Source organism: Paenibacillus sp. NPDC057967, from assembly GCF_042887015.1.
In the GTDB taxonomy this organism is placed as follows: Bacteria; Bacillota; Bacilli; order Paenibacillales; family Paenibacillaceae; genus Pristimantibacillus.
The window spans coordinates 595256-615981 of sequence record NZ_JBHVQB010000001.1 but is presented as its reverse complement, the minus strand read 5'-3'; the positions used below and the strand labels follow the sequence as shown (position 1 = coordinate 615981).

Genomic DNA, 20726 nt, shown 5'->3' with positions numbered 1-20726 from the left:
AGCTTATCTAGCTGCCGCTGCTGCCTTCTCCAGGCGCTCGCCCCACTCTGCAGTCGTGATGCGTTTATCCAGCAAGGCGATGATGCTGTCTTGCAGAGCCGTTTCTACGTCTGCATTAACGATTAGTGCTGGTGCTACAACCAGGTTGTCACTGTTGAAGTAGTTCATAGCCGTCTTCACGACCGGTCCAGCCGTAGAGTTCTCCAGATCCGCTTTTACGTTCATGATGGCGCCAGTCATCTCTGCCCAGTCAACAGCGAATTGCTTCGTGAAAATGAACTGAAGGAATGCTTTTGCCGCTTCCGGATTTTTCGCTTTCTCTGAGATGGCTACAGATGCTGTGTAAGGAATTGCAACGAACTTCTCACCTTTGTCTTGCATAACGGATGGGATGAAGTCGAACTCGAAGCCTTCCGGCACGTCTTTGCTCATTTCGTTCTCCAGCCACAGCCCGTTCGGGATGAACGCCGCTTTATGCTGGAGGAATGACATTTGGGAATCGGTATGGTTCAGTGCGATCGCGCCTGGATCGATCAGGCCAGCGTCGCGGATTTGGACGATTTTGTCCAGTGCCTTCATGACCGGCTCGCTCTTGAAGATACCTTCCTCCAGGCTTGCCATTCTGGAGATGATGGAAGCGTCTCCGCCGTTAGCCGATACGATAGCGGAGTTGACCAGTCCGCCGTTGATGTAGTAAGGGTATACGCCTGTATGGATGTACGGGGATACGCCGGATGCTTTGATCTTCTCGCTCACTGCCATGAAGCTTTCGAAGTCGGTCGGTGTTTCCCAGCCCTGCTGTGTGAACCAAGCTTTGTCGTAGAACGTTCCCCATGAGCCGAATACGAGCGGCATTGTAAAGTTTTTGCCGTTGTAATCAGTTGGCTGCGCAATCGCGATGTCGAGAATCTTCTCGCCGTCACCGTTTGTTGCGCCTTTCAGGAAGTCGGTCAGGTCCAGCAGTTGAGCGTCGGTAACCATCTGCGCTTCGTTGGAGCCTGCGCCGTCGATGTAGACGAAATCCGGCGGGTTGCCTTGAATCCAGCGCGGTCTCATTTGATCGTTAATTTGGGAGCCTGCCGTTTGTTTAATGTTCAGGTTCGGGTTTTGCTTTTGGAATTCACCAATGACATGCTTCCACCAAGTGTCGCCGTAGCCGCCTACGAAGTACTGAATTTCGAAGTCGCCAGTCAGACCTTCGCTGCCACCGTCTCCATTGCCGCTATTGCCGCCGTTGCCGCTTCCTTGGTTTGTACTGCTAGGTGCAGGTTTTTCGTTGTTTGCGCCGGAGCAGGCTGCCAGCATGCTGAATGTAAGCGCGAGAATCAAAGCGACCAGCAAAGACTTGTTTTTCCAAGTGTTCATAGATTCAATCTCCCCTTAAAATATGTTTGTGGTAGAAAGCGCTTGCAGTGCGGGTTAATCATGCTGCAGAAATGCCTGTCATTTCACGATCCTCCTTTCCTTATGCCAAAAAAGGACATTAGAAACGAAGCGCGTCTTGCCTGCTTCGATAACTAATGCCCTTTCGGTAACACATTATCGTGAAATGTATGAGGTTTGTTTTACGTGTCAAATACTAATAAATAATTACTGATCTGTCAATCTTTTATTTTTAATCAGGTTTGCTCGCGCTGGTTCAGACGTTCAATATGCAAGGTCAGAAAGCCGATTTCATCGTCCGGAACGGGCTTTTTGAGCTGCTCCTCCAGAATGGCACTAAGCGTGAGCGAGCGGCTGTACGACAGCGGATATTCGACCTTGATTTTGTGCAGCAACGGGTTTTTGATATGCGCCTCCTTGCGGACGCGGTCAATCAATCCCTTGAGATGCGAAATAAAACGGAGGGAGGAGAAGGAGTCGCTGAAGTAAAGGCCGAGCTCCTTCGCTTCGTCCATTATTTTGGCGACAAGCCTGACGACGGCAAGCGTCTCCGTACCGCGCTCGCGGTTGCGCGCGCCATGAAAGTGCATGGCCAAAAACGCAATTTCATCCTCGGGAAGCCCTGCATCCAGCTTCTCGTTCAAGTAGCTGACTGCCTCGGAGGCTACGTCGTATTCATCCTTGTACATGAGCCTGATCTCATACGAGAACGGATTGGTAATCAGCACGCCTTGGCGGCAGCGCTCGATGGCAAAGTTGATATGATCGACAAGCGCAGCGTGAATCCGCTCGGAGAACTCGCCCTCCAGCCGCTGCTGGGCCATAGCGATCACTTCCTCCGTCACGCCTACGATGCGCGTATCGACATTGTTTAGGATTTGTTCATAGTGTTCAATGGTTTCCATGGTATGCAATAAAAACTCCTGTGTAATTTCGGATTCGCCAATGGCCATGCCAGGCTGCCGTTTGAAGCCGATTCCTTTGCCGAATGCAATGGAATTTTTACCGGAGGATAGCTTAGTCATCACGACATTGTTCGAAAGCACATGAATGATCTTTCTTTCAATTGCGGCCATCTTCACTTACCCTCCATTCAATCAGCGTTTTGGTTGGTTTGCGCCTTCAGAATCTCTTCCTTGATCAGCTCGGAGTCCGTCCCGAAGACGATATGAACGCCATTTTTTCCGATGCGGATGATACCTGCAGCACCCAGCTCACGCAGCTTCTGCTCCTGGACAAGACCGGAATCATGCAGCGTCAGACGCAGCCGGGTAATACACGCGTCGATATCGACCATATTCTTGTACCCGCCGATAAGCTCGGTTACTTCGGACGCTTTGTACGCAATCAGCTTGATATTGGGTGTTCTAAGCGCCGTGACCGCAGGTGCGGATACGGTAGCCGAGGCCTCGGAGAAGGCCTCGTGAATAGGCTCGGGAGTAGGGGCATCCGGTGACGGCCCCACTTCCGCAAGCGCTTCCGTTTTATCGTCTGCCCTGCCTGGCGTTGCGAAGTTGAACGCACGGATCAGGATATAGAATACAAAATAATAGACGATAAAGTAAGCGGCGCCAACAGGGAATACCAGCCAAGGGTTAGTTGATTGGCTCCAATTGATGGCAAGGTCGATGAAGCCTGCAGAAAACCCAAACCCGACTTTCACCTCGAGCAGATGCATAATCATCATCGACAAACCCGTCAGAAAGGCATGCACGATGAACAATGCGGGAGCAACCAGCATAAAGGCAAATTCGATCGGCTCTGTAATGCCTGTTAGGAATGAGGTGAAGGCGGCGCTTAGCATAATGGACATAATGACTTTGCGGTTCTCCGGTTTCGCGCATCTTGCCATGGCAATAGCGGCGCCCGGCAAGCCGAACATCATGATCGGGAAGAAGCCCGTCATATAAGTGCCCGCCGTAGGATCTCCCGCATAAAACCGTGTCAGGTCGCCCTGTGCGATCTTCCCGCCGGCTTCCGCGAACTCGCCGATCTGGAACCATAAGATATGGTTCACGATATGATGGAGGCCGGTAGGGATAAGCAGCCGGTTAATCGTACCGTACAGGAACGTTCCGATGCCGCCCGTTGATTCCAGCCATAGTCCGAAGCCTTGGATGACATCTTGAATCGGCATCCAGATGAAGCCGAGCAGTCCTCCCAGCACCGTCATGGTAAGAGCGGTAATGATCGGTACGAATCGCCTGCCTGCAAAGAAACCTAATGCCTGGGGCAATTGGATATCCTTGAATCGGTTGTAGAGGTAGGCAGTAATGCCCCCTGTAATCAGACCGCCAAGGACGCCCATCTGCATATTCGTCCCCGCCAGATCGCTGGATTGCATCACTTCGAACGTGCGCATCACTTCCTGGAACACCATGTAGCCTACGGCTGCGGACAGAGCAGCAACGCCTTTTCCCTGCGTTAAGCCAATCGCAATGCCGATGGCAAAAAGCAGGGGAAGATGGTCGAAGATCGCTCCGCCAGCGGCTTCGCAGATCGCTGCAAGCTTGATCAGAAAAGGATGGTCGAACTCGATCTTGCCGAACCGGTACAGAATGGCAGCAGCAGGCATGACAGCAATGGGAATCATAAATGAACGACCAATACGCTGAATGTAACTCATTTGTTGTCATACACCCCATTTTATGGAAAAGAAAAAGGGCATAGCTCAAGAACGCTATCTCTTCTTGAACTAATGCCCTCGCGGTAACACGTTCGAATTTTATACGATTATTCACAAAAATTATACTATTTTGTCCTAGTTCCTGTCAAAGCAAACTTTGCTTAACAGGTGTGGCTTTAGGCGGTTCGGCCTTGTCTCCGTAACGAAGAAACAGCCATACGCCAAACAAAATAAAGATGCCGGCTCCGAGCTGATACGCGGTCAGTGCTTCCTTCAGCAGCACCCATGCCAGCAGGGAGGCAATGACAGGCTCGCCAAGCACCGACATGGAGACGGCGGTTGCGTTCATATACTTCAGCAGCCAGTTGAACAAGTAATGTCCGAAGAGCGTAGGGACAATTGCAAGAAGCAGGAAGATGCCCCACTCGCGGGCTTCGTAACCCGTGAAAGCGTGCCCTTGAACGACGTTATAGACGGCGAGGAAGGATGCGGCGAAGGCGAATACCCAGAAGTTATACGGAAAAGCATCCATGTCATCACGCAGCTTCTTGCCAATGAGCATATGAAGCGCGACTGCGACGGTGCCGAAGAAGGACAAGGCGTCTCCATACAGAGCGGTGCCGGACAACCGGAAATCACCAGCGCCAATCACGAACGAACCGGCAATGGCGATGCCCATTCCCCATAACATCATGCTGTTGGCCTTCGTGCGGAACAGCCAGTACGAGCCCAGCATGACCATAAGCGGCTCAAGCGTCAAGATGACGGTCGAGCTAGCTACGGTCGTATAGCGAAGCGATGCCATCCATAACAGAAAATGAAGAGCCAGCATCGCGCCGGAAGCAGCGAGCCAGCCCCATTGCCGCTTGCTCAGCCGGAACAGCGATGAACGGTACTTCCATACAAAAGGAAGCAGAAGTATATTCGTTAGATAAAGCCGGTACATGGCGATCACCGCTACATCGGCTTCAGACCACCGGACAAAGATCGACGAAAAAGATATGGCGACAATACCGATTAGATATAGAAGCTCAATACCGGTAAAGCCTTTCAAGCTGCGTGTCATAGGTGATGCTCTCTCCAGTCGTTTCACAATAAATTCGTTTATTAAGAGGATGTAGGAAGGGGGAATAAAGGCCCCAAGTTAACATGCATACAACGAAGATCATACTCCCGCCGCCACCCGCTGTCAAAGGCATTTTTGGGGAAAAGGGCAGGGAAGCCATTCAAATCTGAGCATTGTGCGGATTGCACAAAATATGCGCCAACAAATGCTGAAATCGAATTAAAAAATGCTTGCGAAATGAGGCTCATGCTAACCTCTGATTAAAGGTTTAACGACTAGGTATGCTAAATCAAAAAAGATCACAGATGCGCCGATAAGAGGCGTGATCTGCGATCTTTTTTCATCTATAAGCGACCATTGCTGCTATTGATGCTCTGTATCTGATGTCTCCGTCTCGGCAGTTGCTTGCGCGGGTATGTCCTGTGGCGAAGAATGGTTAGAGTCGGTAGCTTTATCTTCTGAAGGAGCATCGGTTGGCGAAGAAGATATGGCTTTCGCCGGCTTGGCTGCAGGTATGGGCTTGCTCGCTTGCTTCTCCAGCTCTGCCTGGAAGTAGCTCTTCATCTCCGCTTCCTTGCGCGGATCATCCAGCTTCACCTTCTCCTTCAGCACGTGCAGGACAAATGACTCCCATGTCGGCTCCAGCTTCTGGGAGCGGAGCAGCCGGATTGCGTTTTTCACCAGCCTGCGTTCCTTGGCGTTTGTGAACAAATCCTTATAATGCTGCGTATAACTGAAGTCCAGCTGACCATATACGCTGCGGAAGATATCGGCCGTCATGCGGGCATCATCCAGCGCCCGGTGCGCGGAACCGTCCGAAGACAATCCCAGCTCGGTTAAGGCGGCTTCCACACTGACATCGTTGGTCAGGCCTTTTACACGGATATAGCCTTTCAACAAATCATAATAAGGCATGGCTAGCCAGTAGGCATCATCCATCTTATGCATGCGCGTATCAAGCACAATCCGCTTCAAGTCTTCGCCGCCCCACGTAACAAGCACGGGCTGCTCGCTTTTGCCGAGCCATGCCAGGAATTCACGAATGACCTTCGGAAATCCGGCTGCGGTATTAATGGATTCTTGCGGAATGCCTGTCTTTTTCTGAATAAAGGAATTCAGCTTCGGAAAGTAGACCGGCTTAATAAATGCGGTAAATTCGTCTATAGGTTGAAGCGAGGCGTCGAGACGCACAGCCCCGATCTCGATAACTTCCATGGGCAGATCGCTGGCGAATTTGCGCCCGTTAAATTCAATGTCCAACACGATGTAATCCAATTCGATGACCTCCGGTTAATGGCATGCATTATTCATTCTAGCAGATTTGCGCCGTGAATGCGTAGCTCGCGGATAGCAATGTGACAGTATTGTAATTTCAATGACTATGGAAATCGTATATACTAGGAACGGTAGAAAGCTTAAGAGACAGAGAGTGGAGGCAGCGAAAAAGCATATGGAACAGTTTATTTTGTGGCTGAAGTATTTGGTGCTGGGCGCGGTGCAAGGCTTCACGGAGCCGATTCCGGTCTCGTCGAGCGGCCATGTCATCATTGCCCGTGAGTTAATGGGAATGGAACAAGAAGGACTTTCATTCGAAGTATTCCTGAACACGGCATCGTTAATCGCGATTTTATTCATCTACAGGGCGATGATCGGGCGGTTGATCGTGAACGGATACCGCTTCATCCGTACCCGCAAGGCGGAGTACAAATCGGACTTTATGTTTATTGTTTATGTTGTGCTGGGCACCATCCCGGCAGGCCTGATCGGCTTCTTGTTTCAAGAGGACATCGAGCGACTCTTCTCGCATGCCAAGATGGTAGCGATATCGCTGCTTGTGACGGGTATTGCCTTATGGCTGATCCGTAACCTTAGAGGGAAAAAACGTGATGGCGATCTGAGCGCGAAGGACGCTTTAATCGTTGGATTGGCTCAGGCTGTGGCGCTTATCCCGGGTATCAGCAGATCGGGTTCGACTGTTATCGCATCCATTGCAGTAGGCATGAGACAGGAGACGGCACTCAGATTCTCCTTCATGCTGTATATTCCGATTAGCCTTGGCGGTGTCGTATTGGGGCTGAAAGACTTCTCCAGTGATCCGATCTCGTCATCCTTGGTCGGCCCTTATGCGATTGCCTTCTTGGCTACGCTCGTACTTACTTATTTTGCAATGAAATGGCTCATGAACATCATGGAGAAAGGCAACCTGAAATATTTCGCTTACTATTGCTTCGCGGCAGGTATTTTGTTGCTTCTATTCCTCTAATGAAAGGTTCTTACAACGTCATTAAGGCGTTCAACTTTTTTATCTATGGCGCTCTGTCGGTGTACAGCACGTTTTTTGCCCTCTATCTGCAAAAGATCGGATGGTCGACGCTGGAAATCGGCGCGCTGCTGGCAGGCGGCCCTATCGTATCGATTGTTGCCAACCCGTTATGGGGATACTTAAGTGACCGATTCCGCAATATCCGGCTCGTTATTCTTATTATGATGGCTGGCGCAACGGTCATTATGCAAATCGTTTTTCTGGCACAGTCTGATACGGTTATTTATACGGCGATGCTGTTTTTCTTCTTTTTCCAAATGCCGATGTTCTCGCAAAGCAACAGCTTGATTCTGAATGCGATTGAGGGTACGAAATACAAATTCGGCTCGTTCCGGTTATGGGGGTCGATGGGCTGGGCCGTTCTGGCGGCTGCATCCGGTCCGGTCATCGGACACATTGGCATCGAGCGGTTATGGATTTTGTATACGGCGATGATGCTGATGTCGATTCTGTTCGCGCTGGGTTTGCCGAAGGGAGAATCCAAGGTTGCGGTCAAGGCGGAGAAGACGAATTATCGCTCCATCTTTGCCAACAGGGCGTTTCTGCTTTTCTTGCTGCTCGGCCTGGTATTATCGATTCCCAATTCGATGAACCAGACCTTTATTGCGCTGTATATCGCCGAGCTTGGCGGACAAGCAGATATGATCGGCTGGGCGGCGTTTTTCTCATCCATCTTTGAAATTCCGGTATTTTTGCTGCTGGACCGCTATTTGAAGCGCAATACCAAAACGATGATGTACTGCATGATCTTCGTCAGCCTGTTATTCACGCTGAGATGGGCGCTGATGGCGGGCGCGGATAGCGGCTTGCAAATTATATTCGTGCAATTGCTCCACTGTGTCACGTTCGGCGGCTTCTATTATATCGGCACGCAGCTTACGGCGCTGCTAGTGCCGGCGCAATACCGCGCCTCGGGACAAGCTGTGTACGCGCTAATCTATGGCGGTGTGTCTGGCATGGCGGCAGGCGTCATCGGGGGCTGGCTGTTCCAGAACCTGGGCGCGCAGTCGATGTACATCTCCGGAGCCATCATGGCTTTGGTCGGCGTAGCCGGCTTTGTTGCTCTGTACGGCATGGTGCGCCGTTCAGGTGTTGCTGCGGACGGAGTGTCGGCAGGTTAATCCTGCGTGCATGGCAAAAAGCTCGTCTCTCCTTGTTGTAGTGGGAGAGGCGAGCTTCTTTTGTTGTGGCTTATTGCTGCACTGAGGATGAGCGTATTAGTATCGGCAACCCGGAACTTTGCATCCGTGTCGTAATGTGCAAGGGGGATGGTCCTGACCGGGTGAAATGTCTCCCCGTCATGGAAGCCGCGAACATCATGGGGGAAAGCTTCTCGGCATCTGCTTACTTTTTGGCGAGTTGTATGGTGAAGTAGATTGTGGTGCCTATTATAGCAGCAAGAGCGACTGGCATCAGCCAGCCCATGCCATTGGTGTGGTCTTGCGCGGAACGGACGAGATTCCACAGGATGATGCCGAACAGCAGTGAAATTTCGAATTTCATCCAGCTGAGCATTTGAATGGAGAGACGGTATTTTTTCTCTGCATTCTCCTTTGTCAGCGCAGTAGGATAGTTAAAATGATGAGGGATTTTGCGCAGCAGCGAAAGCCCGAGGAACAAGAGCAATCCGATGATCGGCAGGATCAGAGAAGTGCCTTTACCACCCTAGCCGTCCGCTTCGCCAGCCGCGTTGAAATGGATTGGCACCTTTGCCGGAAGATCTCCCCACACCAGAAACAGATTGATAGTAGGCACTGCCAAAGCCAGCAGAGATAATCCGTCGAGCAGCCATTCGAGCTTCGTCCTAGAAATGGGTATGATTGGTCGATTGGTCATGAAAATCACTTCTTTCTGGAATGGGTTTAATCCCTTTACGCGGTTGTCAGAATAAAGTTTCGGGAGTACAATTGGACTTATGTTTTTTGTGCTGCTATAGAGAAGAGAGAAGGGTTGCCATCATGAATACCGCTAAGTCCGCCGTTAACCAGGCGACAACTACACCAGTCGGTCGATCCAAGCGGTTATGGATTGCGTTGATATTAGGAGCGCTATCAGGGATTGGACCACTATCTATTGATATGTATTTGCCTGCATTGCCTACGCTTGCAGGAGAGCTTGGAGCTTCGGCTTCAGTGGCGCAGCTCAGTCTTACTGCTTGCTTGCTCGGCATCGCGCTTGGTCAACTGATCGTTGGCCCCATAAGCGATGTGACAGGGAGAAGGAAGCCGCTTTTAATTGGTATAGCCGTATATGCGGTTGTATCGTTGCTATGTGTCATCTCTCCGAATATATGGACATTTATCGCACTTCGGTTCGTGCAAGGTCTTGCCGGGGCGGCGGGTATCGTTATTGCCCGTGCAAGCGTGCGGGACTTGTATTCCGGCGTAGAACTGACGAAGTTTTTTGCCTTATTGATGCTCATTAACGGGGCTGCCCCGATTCTCGCTCCAATGATCGGAGCGGAAATATTGAACTTCACTTCGTGGAGAGGCGTATTCGCGGTTCTTAGCGTGTCCGGGCTGCTAATGATGGCCGCGATCTACTTCGGCTTGAAAGAGACGCTTCCGATGGAGCGCCGCCAATCCGGGGGCCTCAGCAACACGCTTCGGATCTTCCGCAGGCTGGCGGGCGATCGCGTCTTCATGGGATATGCCATGACGCAGGGCTTTATGATGGCTGCGATGTTCGCTTACATCTCGGGCTCGTCCTTTGTTTTGCAAGAAATCTACAACGTCACGCCAAGAACGTACAGCTATATCTTTGGCCTGAACGGGATCGGCATTATTATTGCCAGCCAAATCGCTGGGCGCCTGGCAGGCAAGGTGGAAGCGCGCAAGCTGCTCATAAGCGGACTTATAATGGCGGGATGCGGCTCTGTGCTGTTGCTTGCGACGGCTTTCTTGAAGCTGGATTTGCCGATGATCGTCGCAGGGTTCTTCCTGGTCGTGTCGAGCTTGGGCATCACATCCGCTACCACTACTTCACTGGCGTTGCAGGATCAAGGGCAAACTGCAGGCAGCGCGTCAGCTATGCTTGGCATGCTGTCCTTTATCTTCGGCGGCCTTGCCGCGCCGCTCGTCGGACTTGGCGGCGAGGGTACGGCGGTACCGCTTGCTATCGTCATCTCGTCGCTCGTGCTTGCAGCCTTCATCAGCAACATGTTGCTGACGAAGCGGAAGTAATTGTGTGTACGGTTGCCACCCGAAGTTGCACCATCGCCGGTGGAAGATGTACGCAGGAATGCGGTCGGAAGTCGAATGGACTAATTAGTATGTATGTAGAACAAGCCGCGCCGGAATGGCGCGGCTTGTTCTACTATTACAGGAAATTGGCGCTGACTCGGTTACGGATTGCGATGGGTCGGCGAAATAGCGTTGTGAGAGACGCCTAATTGTTCGGTAGAGCTCCCTATGGCGAATTAGTGTTGCGAGACAACCATTAAACGTCCCTCAGCGCTCCCTATGGCGAATTAGTGTTGTGAGAAACCGTTAAACGTTCGTCAGTGGTCCAAATAGCACATTAGTGTTGCGAGAAACCATTAAACGTTCGTCAGTGGTCCAAATGGCACATTAGTGTTGTGAGAAACCATTAAACGTTCGTCAGCGCTCCAAATGGCGAATTAGTGTTGCGAGAAACCATTAAACGTCCCTCAGCGCTCCAAATGGCGAATTACCGTTGTGACACACGGCTAATCCCGACACAACCATCATCAAGCTCTGGCCACAAACACCGTGAACTCGCGGTTGCGGTATACGCAATCGACCTCGGCGAAGCCAGCGTCGCACAGCCATTGCAACTGGTCGGTGAGTGTGGCGTCAATGTCCAGCAATCTGCGCTTCTTCGAAGCCTCAATATCTTCCGGCTCCAGATCGGTGTCGGTTACCGCCTCAAGCCATAACTGCTTGAACTCGGCGACGAAAGCGGGAGAGGAGCCCGCTGCCTGGTCGGCATTGACGAATACGCCGCCCGGCTTCAGCATGGAATGGATTTTGCGGAATAGAACCTGTTTGTCCTCATGAGTCAGATGGTGGATGGAGAGTGATGAGACGATAGCGCAATAAGAACGTTCAAACTCATAGGTCAAATAGTCTGCAGCAATGTATTCCAGATTGGGATGGCCGGCAAAACGGGCCTTGGCCTTCTCCAGCATATCCTCGCTGAAATCGACCATTGTTACATGTGCGCCGGGATATTTCTCCAGCATCATGGCGGAGAGCCTGCCGGTACCAGCACCCAAATCCAGAATATAAGGCGCATCATTAGCCACATCTGCCCAAGTTACCGCAGCTCCGTAGAAATCCTCATAGCAGGGGATCAGCTTACCATGTTTGTCATCATAACTTGGCGCGGCTTGATCAAATTGCTTTTTTACATTGTTCTCCATGTGAAACCCTCCTCGTCATCTGACAGTCGTATTTTTTCTAAAGACTAGCCCTTTGGATGTCGAATCGATTCGATACCTTCATCTTAACGGTCTAATCGCCATAGTTGAAATATATAAAACAAATAATCTATATAGTTTATACCTATAAACAGTGGAGTAGCAGCCTGGATATGGCATGGAATTATGAAATCCATGCCATATCCAGGCTGCGAATCGAGCAGGAGCTTCGCATTTTACAAAGTGACATAGAGGACTCTAATTTATTTCGCTGATCAACTTACAGGGTCAACTAAAAAGCGATGCTGCTTGTCCGGTGCGGCGAAATGGAGCAATCGAGCTCCTTCATCCCGGAGCGATTCCATATCTTCATCCCTAATGGGCTCGAACGGCTGAAGCCGCAAGTTCGCCGATTCTTTGTTCTCCTCAATCGTCCAAGTGCCGCGAACGAAGCCATCTATCAAAAACGTCGATCGGACAAGACCGTTGATCGTGATGATTCTTGACTTGTACACCGCAGGCATAATCCGTGTACGGTCGCTGTAGGAAATCAGCATGTTGTCAAATTCGGACAGGTAACGCACGGGAGCAGGCATATCTTCTGGCGGAAGCGGAGCGCCGGACAGATCATACAGCTCATTGCCTGCTTCATCCTTGAAGCATTCAAGCTCCGATGCCCATTCCTGGATATACGGCTTTAAGCGGGTCATACCCGACCATGCCTGCATGTCCTTAACAGAAGCGGGACCGAATGCACCTAAATATCGGAACAGTATCGACTTGATAGCTGCATCAATATCGTCCCCAGCTTTACCTGAGCTGTTAATTCCGCCATTCGCATATTCTTGTAAGTCGCCGATTCCGCCAATTTCCTGATGGTTAGGGCCGGTCGCGAGCCAATGCGCCAAAGGCACATGTCTGGCAGCCCCGCCTTGCCCCCAGAGCCCTCGGGGCGGAATTTGAGCGAGTGGAACGAGGTTGCGTGCGGTCGAAGAGAGTACGGAAGGCTCATGCCCCGGCCAATCCTGCTGCAGCTGCTTGCCCAGCTCTTCAAATGTAATAGGTTGCTCTGTGGCAAGCTTGACTGTCGCCAGGGCTAGTTGAGCCAGATCTACCCCGCCAAGCTTTTTGCCGTTATAGCTAATGATGGTACGTTCCAACATCGGGGCAAGCGCAGCCCGGAATAATCGGGCATCCCGTGCGGTTACCAAATGAATCGTAGAGCGCATAAGGGCAATACGAACTGCCTGCCTGTTACTCAGCAAATTCGCAAGCGACTCCGGTTCGAAATTGTCCAATCGGCTCCATAAAGCGTAATAAGGCGGCATCGGCGCTTGAGCTTGAATGCCGACCAGACGCTCGATCGCTTCAAGCGGAGAAATTCGGCTTCGACGCAGCAGCAGCTGACGTTCCAGCAGCGCGCGGTTCAGCCTTTTTAATGAAAGCGTACGGTTAGTCGGAAGTATATCACCCATCATTCCTCGCATCCTTACCTATCGTTTTTCCACGGCATGACAAGTTGCGCACGTCTTCGGATTGATGCGCTTCCCGAAAAGGTCTATAATGGGCCGTAGGTTAAGTCTATTATCGAACATAGAACCACATAAAGGGAAGAGGGATTGGATCATGAAAAAGCTTAGAGTGCTGCAGCAGCTGACGGAAGCGGGTGTTGTTGCGGTTTTGCGCGCCGATTCGGCGGAAGAAGTAGCGGAGATGGCCCGCCGCGCCATCAAAGGCGGAATTAAGGCGATTGAAATTACGATGACGGTACCGTTCGCGCTTAGAGCGATCGAGCAATTGTCCAAAGAATACTCCAGCGATGTCTCGCCGGATGCTGATAATTACGCGATTATCGGCGTGGGAACTGTGCTTGATCCGGAGACGGCTCGCGCTGCCATCCTGGCAGGAGCAGAATATGTGGTCGCTCCTTCGCTGAGTGCCGATACCATCAAGATGTGCAACCGTTATGCGATTCCGGTTATGCCGGGTACGATGACGATTCAGGAAATTCAGACGGCACTTGAGCTTGGCGTTGACGTCGTGAAGCTGTTCCCGGGCAACCTGTATTCGCCTAGCGTCATCCCGTCCATCAAAGGACCGCTGCCGCAAGCGAACATTATGCCGACTGGAGGCGTTTCGCTGGACAACCTGAAGGATTGGATCAAGGCCGGCGCGGTTGCGGTCGGTATCGGTTCCGATCTGACGAAGGAAGCCGTGAAGACGGGAGACTTCTCCATTATTGAGCAGAAAGCTGCCGCCTATATCGCGGCATACCGGGATGCGAAGGGCGTCTAGTCCTTCCCGGCACGGATGAGTCTGGGAGCGCTTGCTTCGAGTGGCGATTCGGGTTATAAAAGAAACAGGATGTACAAGCATGGACTAATATTACTTAGGTAAAGGAGTCGTTTGTTGAATGGATTACCGGATTGAAAAGGACACAATGGGCGAAATCAAAGTTCCTGCGGATAAGCTATGGGGCGCGCAAACGCAGCGCAGCTTGCAAAACTTCAAAATTAGCGGCGAACGTATGCCGATCGAAGTCGTATACGGAATGGCCATCGTGAAAAAAGCATCCGCTTTTGCTAACCACAAGCTGGGCGTATTGGATGAAGAGAAGGCTGTTGTGATCGGTGAAGCGGTAGACGAGATTTTGAGCGGCAAGTGGGATGACGAATTCCCGCTTGTGGTATGGCAGACAGGCAGCGGCACGCAGACGAACATGAACGTGAACGAAGTGGTGGCACGCCGTGCGAACCAATTGCTTGAAGCAAGAGGCAGCGCGACACGCATCCACCCGAACGATGATGTGAACCGTTCCCAAAGCTCCAATGATACGTTCCCGGCGGCTATGCATATCGCAGGCGTTATCGCAGTAGAGGACCGGCTGCTTCCGGCACTGGACTTGCTGAACGGCACGCTGTATGCGAAGGCAGAGAAGTTCAACGATCTGGTTAAAATCGGCCGTACCCATCTTCAAGATGCGACTCCTATTACGCTTGGCCAAGAAATCAGCGGCTGGTACTCCATGCTGGACAATACGCGCGCGATGCTGGTTCAAAGCGTAGATACGATGCGTGAGCTGGCTCTGGGCGGAACAGCGGTAGGCACGGGGCTTAACGCGCACCCGGACTATGCGGTTGCAGTAGCTGAGGAAGTAACGGCGCTGACTGGCAAAACGTTCATTACGGCGAGAAACAAGTTCCATTCCTTGACGAGTCATGACCAAATGGTCTACACGCACGGCGCAATCAAGGCGCTTGCAGCGAACCTGATGAAAATCGCCAACGACGTCAGATGGCTGGCAAGCGGTCCGCGCTGCGGCATCGGCGAGCTGTCGATTCCGGAGAACGAGCCGGGCAGCTCCATTATGCCGGGCAAAGTCAATCCGACTCAAAGCGAAGCGATGACGATGGCGGTATGCCAGGTAATCGGCAACGACGCGGCAATCGGCATGGCGGCAAGCCAAGGCAACTTCGAGCTGAACGTGTTCAAGCCGGTAATTCTGTACAACTTCATTCAATCCGTTGCGCTGATGGCGGACTCGATGATTTCCTTCAACGACAACTGCGCAGTAGGCATCGAGCCGAACGAAGCGGTGATCAAACGCAACCTGGATCAATCATTAATGCTGGTTACGGCGCTGAACCCGTATATCGGCTATGAGAATGCGGCGGCAATTGCGAAGAATGCACATAAGCAAGGCCTGACGCTGAAGGAATCGGCGATTGCCAGCGGCCTTCTCACTTCGGAGCAATTCGATGAGTATGTTCGTCCTGAGAACATGATCGGCAAGCGGTAATTAAACGATAGAAAAGATTGTGGCCATCTCCTGAAGCGTACGCGCCTCAGGGGATGGTCTTTTTTTGATACGGGTGGTGTTAGACGTTCTTAGAGGGCAGTTTCGGTGCGGAAGAAAGTCGATCTGTGCTATGATACAGATAGCCGTTTCTTGCGGCTCTATCATGTGGACAAAGTAGGGTAGCGACATGCATTTATTATCAGTTGAACATATAACGAAAACGTATGGCGAAAAAGTACTGTTCAGGGATGTGACGTTCGGCGTAGAAGATGGCGACAAGATCGGCATCATCGGCGTCAACGGAACGGGAAAATCGACCTTTCTGAAAGTGATCGCTGGCGTCGAGCAAGCGGATTCCGGCTCCATCTCCATCGGCAACCGGGTTGTCGTGCGGATGCTGGCGCAGGACCCGGTATTCCAGCCCGGAGAGACGGCGCTGGAGCATGTGCTGGGCGGCGATTCGCCCCAGCTCAGAGCTGTTCAGGGCTATGCCGTAGCGATGGAGGCCATTGCGCTGAAACCTGAGAGTGAGGAGCTTCAGTCCGCGCTTATTGCCGCGAACCAACGTATGGATGAGCTGGACGCATGGCAGCTTGAGAACGAAGCGAAGACGGCTCTCTCGAAGCTGGGCATTCAGCAGTATGAGGCCAAAGTTGAGACGCTGTCCGGCGGTCAGCGGAAGCGTGTTGCGATGGCAGCTGCTTTGCTGCTGCCGTCCGATGTGCTCATTCTGGATGAGCCGACCAACCATATCGACAATGATTCTGTCGCATGGCTGGAGGGGATGCTTCAGAAGCGCAGAGGCGCGCTGCTTATGATTACGCATGACCGGTATTTCCTCGACCGGGTCAGCAATCGGGTCATCGAGCTTGATCGCGGCGAAGCGTATTTCTATCAAGCGAACTACAGCCGCTTCCTGGAGCTGAAGCTGGAGCGGGAGGAGCGCGAAGCTGCTTCCGAGTCAAAACGGCAAAATTTGCTGCGCAACGAGCTGGCCTGGATTCGCCGCGGCGCCAAAGCGCGGACGACGAAGCAGAAGGCGCGCATCGATCGGTTCGAGACTTTGAAAGCGGCAGGGCCGAAGGCATCCGACGGCAAGCTTGACCTGTCCGTCGCTTCTTCACGCCTGGGCAAAAAAATCGTAGAAGTCGAAGCAATCTCCAAGAGCTATGGGGACCGCACGCTTATTTCGGATTTCAGCTACATAGCGGTACCTGAAGACAGGGTCGGCATCGTAGGCCGGAACGGAAGCGGCAAGTCGACGCTGCTCAGGCTCATTGCGGGCAAGCTCGCGCCGGACTCCGGTACGGTAGATCTGGGGCCGACAGTTAAGCTGGGCTGGTTCTCCCAGGAGCGTGAAGAGATGGATGAGACGCTGCGGGTGATCGAATATATCCGCGAGGAAGCAGATCAGGTGAAGACGGCGGATGGTACAGCCATTCCTGCCGGCCAGATGCTGGAGCGGTTCCTGTTCTCGCCGACGATGCAGTGGACGCCGATTGCCAAGCTGTCGGGCGGTGAGAAGCGGAGGCTTCAGCTTCTGCGGGTTCTGATGAGCGCGCCTAATGTGCTGCTGCTCGATGAGCCGACGAATGATCTGGATATTGCGACGCTGACCGTGCTGGAAGATTATTTGGACGATTTCCCGGGCGTTGTCTTCGTGGTTTCTCATGACCGTTACTTCCTGGACCGTACGGTGGAGAAAATCATTGCGTTTGAAGACGGCGTTATTACGCATCATACGGGCAATTATTCGGATTATCAGTCCAGCGCGGCGAAGCGGGAGCAAGCAGAACCAGCGGTAGACAAGGCGGGGGCCGGCAAAGGTGCAGCGGCGGCCGGTCAGACAGAAGCGTCCAAGCAGCAGCCAAGGGAACGCGCCCTCAAAATGTCGTACAAGGATCAGAAGGACTTCGAAGCAATTGATGGCTGGATTGAAGAGGCCGAGGGAGAGCTGACCCGGATTGCCGCGGCGATGGAGGCAGCCAGCAGCGACTCCGCGAGGCTCCAAGAGCTGACGGCTGAGCAACAGCAAGCGGAAGAGAAGCTGGAGGCGCTGATGGACCGCTGGACGGAGCTAAATGAGCTCGCAGAGAAGATCGAAGCGCAGAAGCGCGGCTAGTTGGAGTTCGGGAGTATACCCGTTATTACGTTTGTTCATCAAGGAATGGGATGTTCACAATATAGACGACAAGGTGGTCATACGGACATGGCAAACAACACAAGCATTCGGAACATCTATTGCATCGGCCGCAATTATCGGCTGCATGCGCTCGAATTAGGCAACGAGGTGCCGTCGGAGCCGCTCGTCTTCACGAAGCCGTCCCATGCGGTGGCGGCTATGGATGGCAACGAAGTTGTATTGCCCGCTCATGTCGGCGAGGTGCATTTCGAGCTGGAGATCGTACTGCGCGTAAGCGAATCCTATCGCCCGGGAGCGGCGGATAGCGAATGCTTCGATGCGATGACGCTTGGACTGGATATGACGCTGCGCGACGTGCAATCCAAGCTGAAGGCGAAGGGCCAGCCTTGGCTTGCGGCCAAAGGCTTCAGAAACTCCGCTCCGCTTGGTCGCTGGATTCCATATCCGGGCGAGGCTGCGCTTGCAGAGAGCACCTTCAAGCTGATGCGCAACGGAGAACCTGTCCAAGTCGGCTGCTCCAAAGACATGCTGTTCGGCATAACAGAGCTTGTGCACTATATTGAAGAGCATTACGGCCTTGGCGGCGGAGACCTGATCTATACAGGCACGCCAGCAGGCGTAGCGGCGCTTCATGACGGCGATGTGCTGGAAGCGATCTGGGCAGAAGAGAAGCTGGGCGATTGCCGAATTGTGATGCGGTAATGACGGAATATCAAATATCCAACGCAGTTCAGAGTAACCATTTAATTTACTGAAAAAAGCGGGCCAGTGTGAACTGGTCCGCTTTTTTTGGGGGAACTGTTTGTATACAGGGCGTACCCCGCGTTTATCTGCCGTTGAATGCGCTCAGCATCCAGACATGTTTCTCTAGCGAAGTGTGGATAGCGAGCAGCATGTCGGCTGTCGTCTCGTCACCGGATTGCTGCGCGACTTCCATGCCTTGCTTCAACTCGTCGATAATAACAGTGAAGTCATTGATCAATTGATCAACCATTTCGACGGCTGTCTCATTGCCTTCCGCTTCCTTGATGCTGGACTCTTCCAGGTAATCGCTCATTTTGGCGATTGGCTGGCCTTTTACCGCAAGGAGACGTTCTGCAATTTCATCGACGTGAAGTGCCGCTTCCTCATAGAATTCCTGGAACTTTTCATGCAGCGTAAAAAACTGCGAGCCTTTGACGTACCAGTGGTAGTTGTGGAGCTTGATATAAAGTACACTCCAGTTGGCGATTTGACGGTTCAGATGTTGTTGTACTTTATGCATGATAATCATCCTTTCGTAAGTTGAATTTCAATGGTAGAATGACGAATTCATTCAGCTTAACAAGTCGTATCGTGTTTCGTTCTCCCGCTAGTTTGTACCAAAACGGGAAAGGGGATACGGTGACTGGTAATGAATATAAGGGGATAAAGTAATTTAGATCAATTCCTTATTTATAATTATTACAAAGTGATAGTCATTTGTCAAGGATACGCGGAAAGTCTTTTTTCATACTCATTATTGGATAAACGCTAAGAAGCGTGCAGGGAAGTCATGGTTGTTGATAATGGTTTATGGCGCTTTTATTGATTACCCGAATGGGGGAGGATTGAAACGACGGGAAGTGTGAAAACGAAGATGAGGGATGGGACTGCTTCCTGAACTGGAAGCAAAGGACGAATAAGTTGCTTCTTTTTGTACTGTGTTACTTCTTTCGATGGTACATAAAAGAGCGCGTTTGCCACGCGCCCTCTTTTTTTGCAAGAAACATCATTGCTTTATGTAATTTATAAATTAACCATCTTAATCACTTTGTTATGAATTATGTGGTACTCTTTGCTGGCTTACTGATTGAGCAGGCTGTCTCTTAACAATAAAGCTGGCCCATGATCTGCCTAGATTCATTGATGGTCGTTCGACCAATAGCCAAGCCAAATATGCAAACATCAATGAAATTGGCAATGAAATCAGTAAGACAATATACAATGGAACAATATCATTTAGAATATGAACTAATGAGAATACGATAATAATGTGATAAAGATACAGGCTGTACGAGACTTTTCCCAAGAATATCAATGGTTTTTTCACCAAAAATGATGCCACAGTACGACTAGATAAACCAATGACTATAAAAAGCGAAGCCCCAATGGATACGACCCAGTCATTTATAACGGTAAGATGTAGAATTTTGATATCATAAAAATACCACGGGTATGTGTAAGCACCTACTGAAATAAAAAGTAATAGTAACTTGTAATTTCTTCCTATGTCCTGGAACTTGTTAATAAGGTAATCTCGATGTTTAGCCAGCAATGCTCCAATGATGAACATGAAGATATAGTGCAGAGTGATATAAATGTTAGTCCCATATTCCGGCTTTAGTAGAAATCCCAATATAGCAAAGCAACACGATAAAAAGAACCCAATACCAAGACCAGCCTTCCAGTTTAACTTTAGAATGATCAGCATTATGAGAGGAAACAATATTGATATTCTCATTTCGTGGACTAGGGACCATATAACGGTATTAAATGGAGTTGGATCAAAGTCTCCAAGCAAAAATAAATGATTAAGCGCACTACTTACTGTCAAATCTTTTCCCCACATTCCGTTAAACCAAGAACTTGCATAAGCCACATTGCCTGAATAAAAAAACGAGCTTGATAGTATTGCAACTAATACCGCTATGATGTATGGAATATATATTCGGGAAAATCTTTTTGCCATGTATGGTAAATAACTTGGCTGTTTCCCCGAATAGAAAGGCAGTGACAAGACAAAGCCGCTAAGTATAAAAAAGACAATAACAGCTTCATGACCGGACCAAAGTGCATGAATCGGTGAGTATTTTAATAGGGTTACTAAAAAACTATCTCCCATTCCTTCAGCTATGGCTGGAATAATATACATAACATGTCCAAATAGAACTGTAAGTGCAGCTAAGCCGCGAATTGAATCTAGTTGCTCGTACCTATTATTCATTATGTCCCCCTATGTAGTCCTTTTTATAGTAAAGAATACC

At 50.9% G+C, this 20726-nt stretch carries 18 protein-coding genes; 7 read left to right on the top strand and 11 right to left on the bottom strand.

Features of this window, described 5'->3' with window-relative positions; translation table 11 throughout:
- Positions 1-3 precede the first annotated feature (3 nt).
- From ACFVSO_RS02555 to ACFVSO_RS02535, 5 genes are all read right to left on the bottom strand, one after another.
- Positions 4-1365 carry an extracellular solute-binding protein gene (locus tag ACFVSO_RS02555; RefSeq protein ID WP_387469769.1) on the bottom strand — a complete coding sequence of 454 codons (1362 nt, stop codon included), beginning with the start codon at positions 1363-1365 and terminating at the stop codon, positions 4-6.
- A gap of 254 nt (positions 1366-1619) precedes the next feature.
- Positions 1620-2459, bottom strand: coding sequence for a PRD domain-containing protein (locus ACFVSO_RS02550; RefSeq protein ID WP_387469767.1), 840 nt, complete (start codon positions 2457-2459; stop codon positions 1620-1622).
- 17 nt (positions 2460-2476) lie between these two features.
- Positions 2477-4009, bottom strand: coding sequence for a PTS transporter subunit EIIC (locus tag ACFVSO_RS02545; protein WP_387469765.1), 1533 nt, complete (start codon positions 4007-4009; stop codon positions 2477-2479).
- 145 nt (positions 4010-4154) lie between these two features.
- Complete coding sequence (locus tag ACFVSO_RS02540; protein WP_387469763.1) at positions 4155-5075, bottom strand: DMT family transporter; 921 nt, start codon at positions 5073-5075, stop codon at positions 4155-4157.
- Positions 5076-5438: 363 nt separating this feature from the next.
- Positions 5439-6350, bottom strand: a complete 912-nt coding sequence (locus ACFVSO_RS02535; RefSeq protein WP_387469761.1) for a 3'-5' exonuclease — start codon at positions 6348-6350, stop codon at positions 5439-5441.
- A 175-nt stretch (positions 6351-6525) separates the two neighbouring features.
- Between ACFVSO_RS02535 and ACFVSO_RS02530 the strand changes: the two genes are divergently transcribed.
- The gene (locus tag ACFVSO_RS02530; protein WP_387470537.1) at positions 6526-7338 is read left to right on the top strand and encodes an undecaprenyl-diphosphate phosphatase; all 813 of its coding nucleotides are present in this window, start codon (positions 6526-6528) and stop codon (positions 7336-7338) included.
- Positions 7338-8519 carry an MFS transporter gene (locus ACFVSO_RS02525; protein WP_387469759.1) on the top strand — a complete coding sequence of 394 codons (1182 nt, stop codon included), beginning with the start codon at positions 7338-7340 and terminating at the stop codon, positions 8517-8519. Before ACFVSO_RS02530 ends, ACFVSO_RS02525 begins: the two co-directional genes overlap by 1 nt.
- Before the next feature lie 223 nt (positions 8520-8742).
- On the opposite strand, the gene ACFVSO_RS02520 is transcribed toward ACFVSO_RS02525, so the two are convergent.
- Both ACFVSO_RS02520 and ACFVSO_RS02515 read right to left on the bottom strand, forming a co-directional pair.
- A complete protein-coding gene (locus ACFVSO_RS02520) occupies positions 8743-9018 on the bottom strand; it encodes a hypothetical protein (RefSeq protein WP_387469757.1) in 276 nt (91 codons plus the stop codon).
- Between the two features lie 45 nt (positions 9019-9063).
- Entirely contained in the window at positions 9064-9234 is a 171-nt protein-coding gene (locus ACFVSO_RS02515; protein ID WP_387469755.1) for a DUF1648 domain-containing protein, read from the bottom strand.
- A gap of 122 nt (positions 9235-9356) precedes the next feature.
- Here ACFVSO_RS02515 and ACFVSO_RS02510 point away from each other — a divergent pair, with 122 nt between their 5' ends.
- Positions 9357-10580, top strand: a complete 1224-nt coding sequence (locus ACFVSO_RS02510) for a multidrug effflux MFS transporter (protein ID WP_387469753.1) — start codon at positions 9357-9359, stop codon at positions 10578-10580.
- 527 nt (positions 10581-11107) lie between these two features.
- Here the strand turns inward: ACFVSO_RS02510 and ACFVSO_RS02505 are convergent.
- Complete coding sequence (locus ACFVSO_RS02505; protein WP_387469751.1) at positions 11108-11782, bottom strand: methyltransferase domain-containing protein; 675 nt, start codon at positions 11780-11782, stop codon at positions 11108-11110.
- A gap of 272 nt (positions 11783-12054) precedes the next feature.
- A complete protein-coding gene (locus ACFVSO_RS02500) occupies positions 12055-13257 on the bottom strand; it encodes a winged helix DNA-binding domain-containing protein (protein WP_387469749.1) in 1203 nt (400 codons plus the stop codon).
- A 148-nt stretch (positions 13258-13405) separates the two neighbouring features.
- On the opposite strand from ACFVSO_RS02500, the gene ACFVSO_RS02495 reads away from it, so the two are divergent.
- From ACFVSO_RS02495 to ACFVSO_RS02480, 4 genes are all read left to right on the top strand, one after another.
- Positions 13406-14074 carry a bifunctional 2-keto-4-hydroxyglutarate aldolase/2-keto-3-deoxy-6-phosphogluconate aldolase gene (locus ACFVSO_RS02495; protein ID WP_387469747.1) on the top strand — a complete coding sequence of 223 codons (669 nt, stop codon included), beginning with the start codon at positions 13406-13408 and terminating at the stop codon, positions 14072-14074.
- 118 nt (positions 14075-14192) lie between these two features.
- A complete protein-coding gene (fumC, locus tag ACFVSO_RS02490; RefSeq protein ID WP_387469745.1) occupies positions 14193-15578 on the top strand; it encodes a class II fumarate hydratase in 1386 nt (461 codons plus the stop codon).
- 187 nt (positions 15579-15765) lie between these two features.
- Positions 15766-17700, top strand: a complete 1935-nt coding sequence (locus ACFVSO_RS02485) for an ABC-F family ATP-binding cassette domain-containing protein (RefSeq protein WP_387469743.1) — start codon at positions 15766-15768, stop codon at positions 17698-17700.
- An 87-nt stretch (positions 17701-17787) separates the two neighbouring features.
- Positions 17788-18423 (top strand): fumarylacetoacetate hydrolase family protein, encoded by a 636-nt coding sequence (locus ACFVSO_RS02480; protein ID WP_387469741.1) that lies wholly within the window; start codon positions 17788-17790, stop codon positions 18421-18423.
- 124 nt (positions 18424-18547) lie between these two features.
- Here ACFVSO_RS02480 and ACFVSO_RS02475 read toward each other — a convergent pair whose 3' ends face one another.
- Positions 18548-18985 (bottom strand): Dps family protein, encoded by a 438-nt coding sequence (locus tag ACFVSO_RS02475; RefSeq protein WP_387469739.1) that lies wholly within the window; start codon positions 18983-18985, stop codon positions 18548-18550.
- Between the two features lie 531 nt (positions 18986-19516).
- Complete coding sequence (locus ACFVSO_RS02470) at positions 19517-20686, bottom strand: acyltransferase family protein (protein WP_387469737.1); 1170 nt, start codon at positions 20684-20686, stop codon at positions 19517-19519.
- Positions 20687-20726: the final 40 nt, after the last annotated feature.